10 protein-coding genes are annotated in these 13400 nt (G+C 66.7%); 7 read left to right on the top strand and 3 right to left on the bottom strand.

Annotated elements, in window-relative coordinates; genetic code table 11:
* Positions 1–86: 86 nt before the first annotated feature.
* Together pta and GO608_RS18280 are read left to right on the top strand one after the other, a co-directional pair.
* Positions 87–1151 carry a phosphate acetyltransferase gene (pta, locus tag GO608_RS18285; protein ID WP_169198605.1) on the top strand — a complete coding sequence of 355 codons (1065 nt, stop codon included), beginning with the start codon at positions 87–89 and terminating at the stop codon, positions 1149–1151.
* Between the two features lie 94 nt (positions 1152–1245).
* Positions 1246–2007 carry a sulfite exporter TauE/SafE family protein gene (locus tag GO608_RS18280; protein WP_169198604.1) on the top strand — a complete coding sequence of 254 codons (762 nt, stop codon included), beginning with the start codon at positions 1246–1248 and terminating at the stop codon, positions 2005–2007.
* A gap of 10 nt (positions 2008–2017) precedes the next feature.
* On the opposite strand, the gene GO608_RS18275 is transcribed toward GO608_RS18280, so the two are convergent.
* On the bottom strand, positions 2018–2872 hold the full coding sequence (locus GO608_RS18275; RefSeq protein ID WP_169198603.1) for an IclR family transcriptional regulator: 855 nt from the start codon (positions 2870–2872) through the stop codon (positions 2018–2020).
* A gap of 154 nt (positions 2873–3026) precedes the next feature.
* Between GO608_RS18275 and GO608_RS18270 the strand changes: the two genes are divergently transcribed.
* The 3 genes from GO608_RS18270 to GO608_RS18260 all read left to right on the top strand — a co-directional run bounded on the left by GO608_RS18270 (position 3027) and on the right by GO608_RS18260 (position 6742).
* Positions 3027–4667: a GMC family oxidoreductase gene (locus tag GO608_RS18270; RefSeq protein ID WP_169198602.1), complete on the top strand. Its 1641-nt coding sequence runs from the start codon at positions 3027–3029 to the stop codon at positions 4665–4667.
* Between the two features lie 48 nt (positions 4668–4715).
* Complete coding sequence (locus GO608_RS18265; protein WP_169198601.1) at positions 4716–6041, top strand: MFS transporter; 1326 nt, start codon at positions 4716–4718, stop codon at positions 6039–6041.
* 326 nt (positions 6042–6367) lie between these two features.
* Positions 6368–6742: a hypothetical protein gene (locus tag GO608_RS18260; RefSeq protein ID WP_169198600.1), complete on the top strand. Its 375-nt coding sequence runs from the start codon at positions 6368–6370 to the stop codon at positions 6740–6742.
* An 81-nt stretch (positions 6743–6823) separates the two neighbouring features.
* On the opposite strand, the gene GO608_RS18255 is transcribed toward GO608_RS18260, so the two are convergent.
* Together GO608_RS18255 and GO608_RS18250 are read right to left on the bottom strand one after the other, a co-directional pair.
* On the bottom strand, positions 6824–8581 hold the full coding sequence (locus GO608_RS18255) for a cobaltochelatase CobT-related protein (protein ID WP_247003301.1): 1758 nt from the start codon (positions 8579–8581) through the stop codon (positions 6824–6826).
* Positions 8554–9531 (bottom strand): AAA family ATPase, encoded by a 978-nt coding sequence (locus GO608_RS18250; protein ID WP_169198599.1) that lies wholly within the window; start codon positions 9529–9531, stop codon positions 8554–8556. Before GO608_RS18250 ends, GO608_RS18255 begins: the two co-directional genes overlap by 28 nt.
* Positions 9532–9788: 257 nt before the next feature.
* Between GO608_RS18250 and GO608_RS18245 the strand changes: the two genes are divergently transcribed.
* Positions 9789–11216 (top strand): amino acid permease, encoded by a 1428-nt coding sequence (locus GO608_RS18245; protein WP_169198598.1) that lies wholly within the window; start codon positions 9789–9791, stop codon positions 11214–11216.
* 336 nt (positions 11217–11552) lie between these two features.
* On the top strand, positions 11553–13364 hold the full coding sequence (xsc, locus tag GO608_RS18240; RefSeq protein WP_169198597.1) for a sulfoacetaldehyde acetyltransferase: 1812 nt from the start codon (positions 11553–11555) through the stop codon (positions 13362–13364).
* The last annotated feature ends 36 nt before the right edge of the window (positions 13365–13400 follow it).

Genomic DNA, 13400 nt, shown 5'->3' with positions numbered 1-13400 from the left:
CCCTCCTCTGCCCCGGCACGGGGCAGGGATTTTGGCCGGAACGGCCACGTTTCAGCCGTTCCGGCGATTTTTTGAGGATGAAACGAATGAAAGCAATCCACCGGATCGTCGATGAGGCTCGCGCCCGGCCCGGACGGGTCGTGCTCAGCGAAGGCGACGATCCGCGCATCCTCCGCGCGGCTGAGCGGGCCGTTTGCGCCGGCATCGCGCATATCGTCGTCGTGGGCGACCGTGCTGCGATACGGAAATGCGCCGAAGCGGAAGGCATCGATCTCGAGGGCGCCGAGCTGGTCGACCCGACCGACTCCGCACTCGCCGCCGGTTTCGCCGACGAGCTTCACGCGTTGCGGCGGAACAAGGGCATGAGCCTTGAAGAGGCGCGGCGCGCGGTGCTCGATCCGCTGTGCTTCGCGAACCTGATGCTGCGGCTCGGCCACGTCGACGGTTCGGTCGCGGGCGCAGTGCGCACGAGCGCCGACGTCGTCCGCACCGCGATCCAGGTCGTCGGTCCGGACCCGTCGTTCAAGCTCGTGTCGAGCTTCTTCCTGATGATGCTGTGCGAGTCGTTCCACAGTCTCAAGGGCGGCCTGATCTTCTCGGACTGCGGCCTGGTCATCGATCCGGATGCCGAAGCGCTGTCGGAGATCGCGATGGCGGCGGCCGACAGTGCGCGCAGCCTGCTGATGGAAGAGCCGCGCGTCGCGATGCTGTCGTTTTCGACCGGCGGCAGCGCAAAGCACGCCGCCGTCGACAAGGTCGCGGATGCTGCGCGACGGGTCCGCGCGCAGCGCCCGGACCTCGCGATCGACGGCGACGTGCAGCTCGATGCGGCGATCGTCGCCGAGATCGCGAGCCGGAAGATTCCGGATTCGCAGGTCGGCGGCCGCGCGAACGTGCTCGTGTTCCCGAACCTCGAGGCGGGCAACATCGGCTACAAGCTCGCCGAACGCGTCGGCGGGGCAGTCGCGATCGGCCCGCTGCTGCAGGGGCTCGCGAAGCCGGCGAACGACCTGTCGCGCGGCTGTAGCGTCGACGACGTCTTCCACGTCATCGCCGTCACGGTCATGCAGGGGCACGCGGCGGCGCAGCGGCGGCGCATCGCCGAATTGGCGCTGTCGGGCGCGCCGGCGGTGGTTCGCGAGACGGCATGAACCGGCTGCTGCTTTCCTCGGCGGCCTGCATCGTGCCGGGCGCCACGGCGCAGCGCGGGCGGATCGCCGGTCGCCACCGATCGGGCGTCCGGCGATGAACCTCGAGACGCTGCTCCCGCTGCTCGCGGTCATCGCGCTCGCGACCTATTTCCAGACCGTCACCGGCTTCGGGCTCGGAATGATCGTGATGGGAGCGACCAGCGGCTTCGGCCTCGCGTCGATCGCGACGGTCGCGACTGTCGTCAGCCTGATCTCGGTCGCGAACAGCGCGTGCGCATTGCCGGGCCGGCTGCACCATATCGACTGGCGCGCGGCCGGTGCCGCGTCGCTCGGAATCCTGCCGGCGATTCTCGCCGGCGTGCTGCTGCTCGACTTCCTCAGCGGCACGGCGTCGAACCTGCTGCAACTCCTGCTCGGCGTCGTGATCCTGCACGGCAGCATCACGTTCTCGCTGCGTCCGGCGACGCTCGCCACGCGCTCGTCCGAGCGCAGCTTCTTCGCGAGCGGCTTCCTGTCCGGGCTCAGCGGCGGACTCTTCGGCATCGCCGGACCGCCGTTGATTTTCCAGTTCTACCGCCAGCCGATGGAGCCGGCCGTGGTGCGCAACATGCTGCTACTGCTGTTTGCCGTGACGGCCGGCACGCGCTCGCTGTTCATCGCCGCGCAGGGCGGCTTCGATGCCGAGATCCTGACACTCGCCGCCTTCACGCTTCCGCTGGTCGCGCTCGCGACGCTCGCGGGCAGGCGGTATCCGCCGGCGCTTGCGCCGCGCACGATGCGCCGCATCGCGTCGCTCACGCTCGTCGCGATCGGCGTGAGCCTCGTCGTCTCGGCGCTCAGGAGTTTCACGGCCTGACGGCCATCCGTCACGCCGACGTCACCGCCGGCGACAGCACCGACGTCATCTCGTCCGCAGCTGTGCGCAGATGAGGCACGCAGGTCAGAAGCTCGTCGAGCGACAACCGCGCGGTCGGCGCGTGGCACGCAACCGCCGCGACGACCTTGCGGTCCTTGTCGAACACCGGCACGGCGACCGCGATCATGCCGCGCACGAACTCCTCGTTATCGACGCCGATGCCGAGCCGGACAAGGCGGTCGAGCTCGGTGTCGAGCGCGTCGCGGTCGACGAGGGTGCGCGGCGCCGCCCGCGTCAGTGGCAGATGCGCGAGCGTGCGCCTGCGCTCGAGCAGCGACATCGACGCGAGGAAGAGCTTGCCGCTCGCGGTGCAGTGCAGCGGCACCCAGCTTCCGGGCGTCAGGTGCAGGCGCAGCGGCTCGCTCGTTTCGACGCGCTCGACGTACAGCACACGCGCGCCGTCCGGGACGGTCAGGTTGCAGGTCTCGCCAAGGCGGTTGACCAGCCGCCGCAGGATCGAGCGGCAGTGACGGCGCAGGTCCGGACCGCGCAGGGTGCGCAGCGCAAGCGCGGCGGCTCGCGGCCCGGCGACGAAACCGCTGGCAGCCGGCCCGCGCAGCACATAGCCGGCGATTTCCATCGCGCGCAGCAGCCGCATCAACGTGGGCTTCGGCACCCGCAGACGGTGCGCGAGCACCGCGAGAGTCACCGGGTTCGCGGACGCGGAAAGCTGTTCCAGCACGTTCAACGCACGCAGCACCCGCACGTCCTCGCCGCCGACGTCGGGCGATTCGTCGTCGTCGAACTCGTCGTTCGGCCATGTTGCACTGCGATTTTGAAACGGATCGGACGAGGCTTGTTTCACTTGGCGTCCCCCATGCAGTTCGCTGTTGTCTCCGCCTTGCACTGTGCGGAATAGTTGAAACGTCCGCAAGTGAAACGCGGCGTTCCATAAATTCTAAATTCCGATACGCGAAGGAGCCATCCCCTGCGGTCGGTACAACCAGGAGACAACAACCATGCGGGACACCGTCGACTACGTCGTCGTGGGTGCAGGCTCAGCGGGATGCGTGCTCGCGAACCGGCTCTCCGCCGACCCCAGCGTACGCGTGCTGCTGCTCGAGGCCGGAGGGCCCGACAGCAATCCATGGATCCACATTCCAGTGGGCTATTTCAAGACGATGCACGACCCGAAGTTCGACTGGTGCTTCGTCACCGAGCCGGACGAAGGCATCGCCGGGCGCAAGCTGCAGTGGCCGCGCGGCAAGGTGCTCGGCGGATCGAGCTCGCTGAACGGCTTGCTGTACGTGCGTGGCCAGCGCGAGGACTACGACCGCTGGGCCGCGCTCGGCAACAAGGGCTGGAGCTACGACGAGGTTCTGCCGTATTTCCGGAAATCCGAGGACCAGGAACGCGGCGCGTCCGAGTTCCACGGCGCCGGCGGGCCGCTGAAGGTGTCCGACCTGCGGCTGCGCCGACCGATCGCGGACTATTTCATCGCCGGCGCGCGCGACCTCGGCATCCCGTTCAACCCCGACTTCAACGGTGCGAGCCAGGAAGGCGTCGGCTATTTCCAGCAGACCGCACACAAGGGCTTTCGCTGCAGTACGGCGAAGGCTTTCCTGCGCCCGGCGCGCAAGCGTGCGAACCTCCTGGTCGAGACCCATGCACAGACGACGCGGGTGCTGTTCGAAGGCAAGCGCGCGGTCGGGGTCGAGTTCCGCCAGGGCGGGCAACTGCGTCAGGTCCGAGCGCAGCGCGAAGTGATCCTCGCTGCGGGCGCGATCGGCTCGCCGCAGATCCTGCAGTGCTCCGGCGTCGGCCCGCTGAATCTCCTTGCGGGCGTCGGCGTGCCGGTCGTGCATCACCTGCCGGGCGTCGGCGAAAACCTGCAGGATCACCTGCAGGTCCGCCTCGTTTTCAAGACGCGTCAGCGCACGCTCAACGACGAGGTCAACAGCCCGATCCACAAGCTGTGGATCGGGCTGCAGTACATGGTGTCGCGCAGCGGGCCGCTGACGCTCGCGGCGAGCCAAGTCGCGATCTTCACGCGCTCGGCGCCCGGCGTCGAGCGGCCCGACATCCAGTTCCACATGCAGCCGCTGAGCGCCGACAAGCCGGGCGAGGGCGCGCATCCGTTCTCGGCTTTCACCGCGTCGGTGTGCCAGCTGCGTCCCTACAGCCGGGGACGTGTCGAAATCCGCTCGGCCGACCCGTTGCGTTACCCGGCGATCCACCCGAACTACCTTGCCGACGAGCGCGACCATCCGATCATCATCGGCGGCATCAAGGTCGCCCGGCGGATCGCCACATCGCCGTCGATGAGCCCGCACATCATTTCGGAGTTCGTGCCGGGCGCGGGCTATCGCAGCGACGACGAGCTTCTCGACGCCGCGCGCCGCTTCAGCCAGTCGATCTACCACCCGGCGGGCACTTGCAAGATGGGCGCGGACGCGATGGCCGTCGTCGATGACCGCCTGCGCGTGCGCGGGCTCGTCGGGCTGCGCGTCGTCGATGCCTCAATCATGCCGGAGATCGTGTCCGGCAACACCAATGCGCCGACGATCATGATCGCGGAAAAGGCCGCCGACATGATTCTCGCCGACGCGCGGGCACGGCCTGCGTCGATCGTCACGGGGGGAGAGCCCGCACTGATCTGAAAACGACTGCCACACCCCCCTATAAAAGGAAGTACAGAGGAGACAAACATGAGCCGTTCTGCAACCAGGGATTCGAAGGAAGTACGCAGGGTCGTCACCGCGAGCCTGATCGGTGCGACGATCGAGTGGTACGACTTCTTTCTGTACGGCGTCGTCGCCGGGATCGTATTCAACAAGCTCTATTTTCCGGCGTCGGACCCGCTCGTCTCGACGATGCTCGCGTACGGGACTTTCGCGGTCGGCTTTCTCAGCCGGCCGCTCGGCGGCGTGATCTTCGGCCACTTCGGCGACAAGCTCGGCCGCAAGAGCATGCTCGTGATGACGCTGATGATCATGGGGGTGTCGACGGTGCTGATCGGGCTCGTCCCAACTTACGATCAGATCGGCATCTGGGCGCCGCTGATCCTGCTCGTGCTGCGCATCGCGCAAGGCATCGGCCTCGGGGGAGAGTGGGGTGGCGCAGTGTTGATGGCGTTCGAATACGCGCCGAAGGAAAAGCGCGGTTTCTACGCCAGCATCCCGCAAATCGGCCTTGCGCTCGGCCTGTGCCTGGCGTCGGGCGTCGTGGCCGGGTTGTCGTGGGCGTTGAGCGAGGAGCAGTTCCTGTCGTGGGGCTGGCGCGCCGCTTTCGTGCTGTCCTTCCTGCTCGTTGCGGTTGGCATGTACATCCGCCTGAACGTGATGGAGACGCCGGAGTTCAAGAAAGTGAAGGAGGGCGGCGAGGAGATCAAGCTGCCGATCAAGGAGGTGATCACGAAGTATCCGGGCAACGTGCTGGCGGGGATGGGCGCCCGCTACATCGATGGCGTGTTCTTCAACGTGTTCGGCGTGTTCTCGATCGCGTACCTCACGCAGACGCTGAACCTCAGCCGCACCGACGCACTGCTCGGCGTGATGGCGGCCGCGTTCGTGATGATCTTCACGATTCCGCTGTTCGGAGGGCTGTCGGACAAGATCGGACGCACGCGAATCTACTTTTGGGGTTCGCTGCTGACCGGCCTGTCCGCGTTCGCCGGCTTCTGGTTCATGAAGCACAGCAACGCCGACATGCTGACGGTGTGGCTGGCGATCATCATCCCGTTCGGCGTGTTCTACGCGTCAGTCTATGGGCCGGAAGCCGCGCTGTTCTCCGAGCTCTTCGACGCGAAGGTGCGCTATTCCGGCATTTCGTTCGTCTATCAGTTCTCGGGCATCTTCGCCAGCGGGATCACGCCGATCATCGCGACCTACCTACTGCAGAAAGGCGGCGGCGAGCCGTGGCTGGTGTGCGCGTACGTGCTGTTCGCGGGGCTCGTGAGCGCACTCTCGGCTGCGTGGATCGGCCGAAGGAAGCGGGCAGTCGCGCAGCTGAAACCGGCGGTCGACATGCGCTGACGGAGCGCGCGGCCGCGTCCTTCGCCGGTTTCAGCGGGGTCGTTCATGCCGGGGGGCTCGCGCCTCCCGGCGTTTTCGTCTGCGCGCAGCGACAGGGGCAACAGGAACGCGAGCGCGACGACGTCCGCGCTCCGGCTCGTTTCACGACGGGTCGCAATTACGCACGATTGCGCGGCACGTCCGCACGGGCGCCGTGGGGTCCATATGAAAAGAGGCGCTAAGGATATACGCTCCTTATAACCGCATCCGGTCTTATTCTCCGTTCCGTGGTTGCGATGCCCGCTCCCTTGCCGGGTATGGCAAGTCATTTGCGAAAGGAGAATCCGATGCTCGAACTGATCCTCGCCGCTGCTGCGGTCATCGTCGCACTGACGCTTGCATGGGTGGCCGGGCGGCGGCGCAAGCACGAAGGGCTCGCGTGGGTCGAAGCGCAGCCGGACAATGTCGCGCGGCTTTATCTTCGCGCTGCAGCCGAGGCCGACGGCTACTGGCTGCACGTGCAGATGCGGAGCGGGAGGAAACGCATGATCGCGGCGCCGTGGGAGCTCGACGACACGCTGCGTCGCCTCGGGGCCCTCGGCCTCGCGTTGTCGCCCGACGATCGCGCGGCGCTTGACGCGTCGCTCGCGCGCCGCGCCGACCAGCGGGACGACGGCGGGCGGCAGTCGAGAAGGGGCGCGGCCGGCGGCGCGGCGGCTTGAGCTTCAGCCTCGCCCGGCGGTCCGCTCAGGCGGCACTCCAGTCTTCGTCCTTCGCTTTGATTGCTCGGGCGAGGCCGGCGCTCAGCGCCGTCGCGACCCGCCGATGAGTTGCACGATGTCGGCAAAGAGCGCGTTGTCGAGCCCCTGCGTCATGTCGGTCGCGAGGCTGCGGCGATAGAACGGGCTCAGGTCGAGCCCGACGCCGATGCCGACGATCTCGACCTGGCCTTCGCGTTCGCGCCGTGCGACAACATCTTTCAAGTGGTTGTCGAGGTAGAACGGGTCGTTCGCGAGGCCGGTCGCGCTGTCGGACGGGCAGCCGTCGGAGATCACGACCAGGATGCGGCGCGACGCACTCCTCGCGAGCAGCCGGTTGCATGCCCAGTCGACCGCCTCGCCGTCGATGCCTTCGCGGAACAGGTCGCCCTTGAACAGCGCGGCGATGTCGGCGCGTGCGCGGCGCCAGCCGCGATCGGCCTCCTTGAACACCAGGTGGCAGACCTCGTTGAGTCGCCCGGGATGGCGAGGGCGACCGCGGTTCATCCAGTCGCGATATGCGCGGCCGCCGTTCCAGGCGCCGGTCGTGAACCCGAGCAGCTCGGTCGCGACGTCGATCATCCCTAGCGCGCGGATCAGCACGTCGAGCATCACCGCAACCGGCTCGATGTACGTCTTCATCGACCCGGAGCAGTCGAGCAGGAAGCTCACGACGCAGTCGGCCTGCGGGACGTGGCGCTCGCGGCGGAACACGCGGCGCTCGCCCGGCGAGCTGATGAGCTGGGCGAGGCGCCGCCCGTCGATGTGGCCTTCCTCCTCGCCGAAGCGCCAGCCCTCCTGTGCCGGACGCGCGAGCACCGCGGCGAGTCCGCGCGCGAGGCGGGCGAGATTGACGCCCTGTTCGGCGACACGCCGGTCGAGTTGCTCGCGGTATTCCGCGAGCAACGCGCGGCGCACGAGCGTGGCGGTGGCGATCTCGGTGTCGAAGCGCGTCGTATGCACGCGGTACGCGAGCGCGGCGTCCTCGAACACTTTGCTCGCGCCGGTCGTCGCCGCGGCGATGCCGTCGCCGGCGGCGTCGCCATCGTCGAAGTCGAGCAGCAGCGCGAAACCGCGCTTCACGTCATCCTTGTCCTGCGTTTCGGCGTCGCCGTCCTGCGCCGCCGCCCGCTCGGCGCACACGCGCTCGCCGACGACGCGTGCAATCTCGAGCGCGTGGGTCGCATAGGCGCGCTGCTCGCGCCGCTCGCGGCGGATGCCCGCGAGCGAGGTGCCGAGCGCCGCGACGAGCGACATCCGCGTGCTCTCGATGTAATCCTCGGTCTCTTCGAGCACGCGGCGCGAGTTCAGCCGCGACCAGCACATCTGCGTGACGGTGTAGAGCAGGATGCCGACGCTGCCTTCGGTGAGACCGGAGCGGTGGAACGCGCGCGACCAGTTGGCGAAGCGCGCATGCAGGTTCGCCGCGAGGCCCGGCATCTGCGCAGGCGCAAGCGTCTCGACGCGCAACTGCTCGACGAGCTCGAACACGAGGCGCTCGACGGGATCGGCAGGGCACAGGCTCGCGTGCAGCGTCGCATCCGAATGCAGCAGGCGCAGCGCAACGCCGTCGGCGGCCGCGCGGCAGTCCGTGAAACCGTCGGCGCCGGGATCGACCGCGAGGTGCGGCGCGTGCACCGGCACCCGCCGCTCGCCCGCGTACAGGCGCCGCCCGCGGTAATGCAGTGCCGGCTTGCCGGTCAGCGCGCGCAACATCGCGGCGCACAGCGCCTCGACTTTCTGCTGGCGCCGAGCCGACTCCTGAACGCTCGGCATCACTGCGCCGCCGGGTCGAGCATCCACGATTCGGCGAGCTCCTCACCGAAGCAGCGCTGGTAGTACTCGGCGACGATCGGCCGCTCGACCTCGTCGCACTTGTTGAGGAAGGACAGCCGGAATGCGAGCGCCGGGTTGCGGAAGATCTCGCAGTTCTCGGCCCACGTGATCACCGTGCGCGGCGACATCAGCGTCGACAGGTCGCCGGCGGCGAAGCCTTTGCGCGTCAGATCGGCAACCGCGACCATCGCGGCGACGAGCTTGCGGCCGCTCTCGCAGTTCTTCGCCGGCACGCGCGCGAGCACGATCGCGACTTCTTCAGCGGGCGGCAGGTAGTTCAGCGTCGCGACGATGTTCCAGCGGTCGATCTGCGCGTGGTTGAGCACCTGCGTGCCGTGATAGAGGCCCGACAGGTTGCCGAGACCGACAGTGTTCGACGTCGCGAACAGGCGGAAGTACGGATGCGGGCGGATCACGCGGTTCTGGTCGAGCAGCGTGAACTTGCCGTCGCGCTCGAGGATGCGCTGGATCACGAACATCACGTCGGGCCGGCCGGCGTCGTACTCGTCGAAGATCAGCGCGATCGGCCGCTGCAGCGCCCACGGGACGATGCCTTCCTGGAATTCGGTGACCTGCTTGCCGTCGCGGACAACGATCGTGTCCTTGCCGACGAGGTCCAGCCGGCTGATGTGGCCGTCGAGGTTCACGCGCACGCATGGCCAGTTCAGCCGCGCGGCCACCTGCTCGATATGCGTCGACTTTCCCGTTCCATGCAGGCCCTGAACCATTACGCGCCGGTCGCGGGTGAAGCCCGCGAGGATCGCGAGCGTCACGTCGGGGTTGAAGCGGTAGGCCGGGTCGATCTCCGGCACGTGGTCGTCGCGCATCGCGAAGGCCGGGACTTCGAGGTCCGAATCGATACCGAACACCGAGCGCACGCACACGTGGCAGTTAGGTTGGTCGAGCGCGAGTTCCATCACGGCGGTCTCCTGGGTTTTCTATTCGGCTCATGATAAGGACGTTCCGATTAAAGATACAAGGGGTTCCGAAAATAGAAATAAGATATTGACGAACTCACCGACCCGTCCTAGATTTCGATAAAAGCGCTGGATGAACAGATAAGGCGCAGCACAGGGCCGGCGTCGCGCCGGCCGCATGATGGGCCGTCACGACCGCGCCGCACCTGGCACTTCGGAGCGTGGCCTCGAAGCCCGCAGCCAACGAGGAGAGAGACATGGAATCGAAAGCGGTAAATTCGGGCGGGCTGCAGCACGGCCTCAAGCAGCGGCACATGACGATGATTGCGCTCGGCGGCGTCATCGGTGCGGGACTCTTCGTCGGCAGCGGCGTCGTGATCAAGTCCGCGGGGCCGGCCGCGGTGCTGTCCTTCCTGCTCACCGGCGGACTCGTCGTGCTCGTGATGCGCATGCTCGGCGAGATGGCCACGGCGATGCCCGCCACCGGGGCCTTCTACGAATTCGCGCGCGCCGCGTGGTCGGATCGACCCGTCGTCGGCAATCTCGCCGGTTTCCTCACCGGCTGGATGTACTGGTACTTCTGGGTCATCGTCGTCGCGCTCGAAGCGGTCGCCGGGGCCGAGCTGGTGCGCTACTGGTTGCCGGACGTGCCGGCGTGGATCATCAGCCTCGTGCTGCTCGTCACGCTGACGATGACGAACCTCGTGTCGGTGAAGTCGTTCGGCGAGTTCGAGTTCTGGTTCGCGTCGATCAAGGTCGCGGCGATCGTCGTGTTCCTGTTCCTCGGCGGACTCTACGTGTTCGGCATGTGGCCCGACGTGTCAGCGAACGTGTCGAACCTCACCGCGCACGGCGGCTTCATGCCGAACGGCATCGTGCCGGTGCTGACCGGAGCGGTCGCCGCGACTGCCTTTTACTTCGGCGCCGAAATCGTCACCGTTGCTGCGGCCGAAACCTCGGAGCCGCAACGCGCGGTCGCGAAGGCGACGAACTCGGTGATCACGCGGGTGCTGTGCTTCTACGTCGGATCGGTATTGCTCGTCGTCTGCCTCATCCCGTGGAATTCGGCCGGCATCGCGACGCCCTACGTCAGCGCGCTCGACGCAATGGGCATTCCGGCGGCCGCCCACATCATGAACGCGATCGTGCTGATCGCGGTGCTGTCGGCGCTGAACTCCGGTCTCTATGCATCGTCGCGGATGCTGTTTGCGCTGACGCAGCGCGGCGACGCCCCGAAAACGCTCGCGAAAGTCAGCCGCAACGGTGTGCCGGTGCCGGCGATCCTCGCCGCGACGCTGTTCGGTTACGGCGCAGTCGTGATGTCCTACGTGTCGCCCGACACCGTCTTCGCGTTCCTCGTCAACTCGTACGGCACCGTCGCGATCTTCGTCTATGTGTCGATCGCCGTATCGCAGCTGCGCCTGCGTGCCCGCCTCGAAAAGGAAGATCCGGCGCGGCTGCGCGTGAAAATGTGGTGCTACCCGTACCTCACGTGGGTCGCGATCGTCGGCATGCTTTCGATCGTCGTCGCGATGGCCTTCATTCCCGAGCAACGCACGCCGCTGCTGCTCGGCGTCGTGAGCCTCGGCATCCTGCTCGCTGCGTACGCGGCGAAATGCCTCTGGGGGTCGAAACCGCAGTTCGAACCGGTCGTGATGGAAATGCAGGTATTCGAGAAGCGGTAACGCGTCGCGCACCCGGGCGGATTCCGGGCCGCGATTCGCGTTCGTCCGATCGCTTGTTTGGCGGCACCCGTTTCGGGTGCCGTTTTCATTCTTCGCCCATCCGCCAGTGCTGCTCGGGGCGGGCGAGATCCTCGGGCGCACGGCGAACTCGTCGCGGGAGAGCCTCCAATTTGCTCATGATGATTTCGAATAAAGAGACAATAAGTTCTAAAAATTGAAATAACGTATTGACGCCGCCCTGGCCTCCAGCTACATTGTGATCAAGTATCGAAAAACGGAACGAAGAGTGCCGGAATCGATAACTTCCCCACCACCCTGTGAGCAGGAGACAGCAAGATGAGCGAAAAAGACCCCCGCCAAGTCGTGAGCGGCCCGCAGAAGATGACCCCCTCGGAGGCTTTCGTCGAAACGATGGTTGCCAATGGCGTGACCGACATGTTCGGCATCATGGGATCGGCGTTCATGGATGCGATGGACATCTTCGCGCCGGCCGGCATCCGCCTGATTCCGGTGGTGCATGAGCAGGGCGCGGGGCACATGGCTGACGGCTACTCACGCGTGTCGGGTCGCCACGGCGTCGTGATCGGCCAGAACGGCCCCGGCATCAGCAACTGCGTGACGTCGATCGCCGCGGCGTACTGGGCGCACAGCCCCGTCGTGATCGTCACGCCCGAGACCGGCACCATGACGATGGGCCTCGGCGGCTTCCAGGAGTGCAAGCAGTTGCCGATGTTCCAAGAGTTCACGAAGTACCAGGGCCACGTGACGAACCCGGCGCGGATAGCCGAATTCACCGGGCGCTGCTTCGATCGCGCGATGAGTGAGATGGGGCCGACCCAGCTCAATATTCCGCGCGATTACTTCTACGGCGAGATCACGTGCGAGATTCCGCAGCCCTCGCGTCTCGATCGCGGCGCCGGCGGCGAGCAGAGCCTCAACGAAGCGGCGGAGATCCTCGCGACCGCGAAGTTCCCGGTGATCATCTCCGGCGGCGGCGTCGTGATGGCCGACGCGATCGAGGAGTGCAAGGCGCTCGCCGAGTGGCTCGGGGCTCCGGTCGTCAATAGCTACCTGCACAACGACTCGTTTCCGGCGAGCCACCCGCTGTGGTGCGGTCCGCTCGGCTACCAAGGCTCGAAGGCGGCGATGAAGCTGATGAGCCAGGCGGATGTCGTGATCGCGCTCGGCTCGCGCCTCGGACCTTTCGGCACGCTGCCGCAGCACGGCATGGACTACTGGCCGAAGAACGCGAAGATCATCCAGATCGACGCCGACAACAAGATGCTCGGCCTCGTGAAGAAGATCTCCGTCGGCATCTGCGGCGACGCGAAGGCAGCGGCCGTCGCGCTCACGCAGCGTCTGGCGGACCGTGCCCTCGAATGCGACGCCACGAAGGCGCAGCGCGCCGGCAAGATCGCCGCCGAGAAGGCGGCGTGGGAGCGCGAGCTCGACGAATGGACGCACGAGCGCGACCCGTTCAGCCTCGACATGATCGAGGAGAACGCGAACGAGCGTCCGTTCTCCGGCGGCGAGTACCTGCATCCGCGCCAAGTGCTGCGCGAGCTGGAAAAGGCGATGCCTCCCGACGTGATGGTGTCGACCGACATCGGCAACATCAACTCGGTTGCGAACAGCTACCTGCGCTTCGAGAAGCCGCGGAGCTTCTTCGCTGCGATGAGCTTCGGCAACTGCGGCTATGCGTTCCCGACGATCATTGGCGCGAAGGTCGCCGCGCCGCACCGTCCGGCGGTGTCGTACGCCGGCGACGGCGCGTGGGGCATGAGCCTGATGGAGACGATGACTTGCGTGCGCCACAACATTCCGGTGACCGCGGTCGTGTTCCATAACCGGCAGTGGGGCGCGGAGAAGAAGAACCAGGTGGACTTCTACAACCGCCGCTTCGTCGCCGGCGAGCTCGACAACCAGAGCTTCGCGGCGATCGCCCGTGCGATGGGCGCGGAGGGCATCACTGTGGATCGGCTCGAGGATGTCGGCCCCGCGCTTCAGCGCGCGATCGACCTGCAGATGACTCAGGGCAAGACCTGCATCATCGAGATCATGTGCACACGCGAACTCGGGGATCCATTCCGCCGTGACGCGCTGTCCAAGCCTGTGCGCCTCCTCGATAAGTACAAGGACTACGTCTGACCGGTTCTGACTGCCGGGACGCCGACGGCACTTCGC

Source organism: Aromatoleum buckelii (genome assembly GCF_012910785.2).
GTDB lineage: Bacteria > Pseudomonadota > Gammaproteobacteria > Burkholderiales > Rhodocyclaceae > Aromatoleum > Aromatoleum buckelii.
The sequence above is the reverse complement of the archived record's forward strand: the minus strand, read 5'-3'. Positions and strand labels throughout refer to the sequence as shown.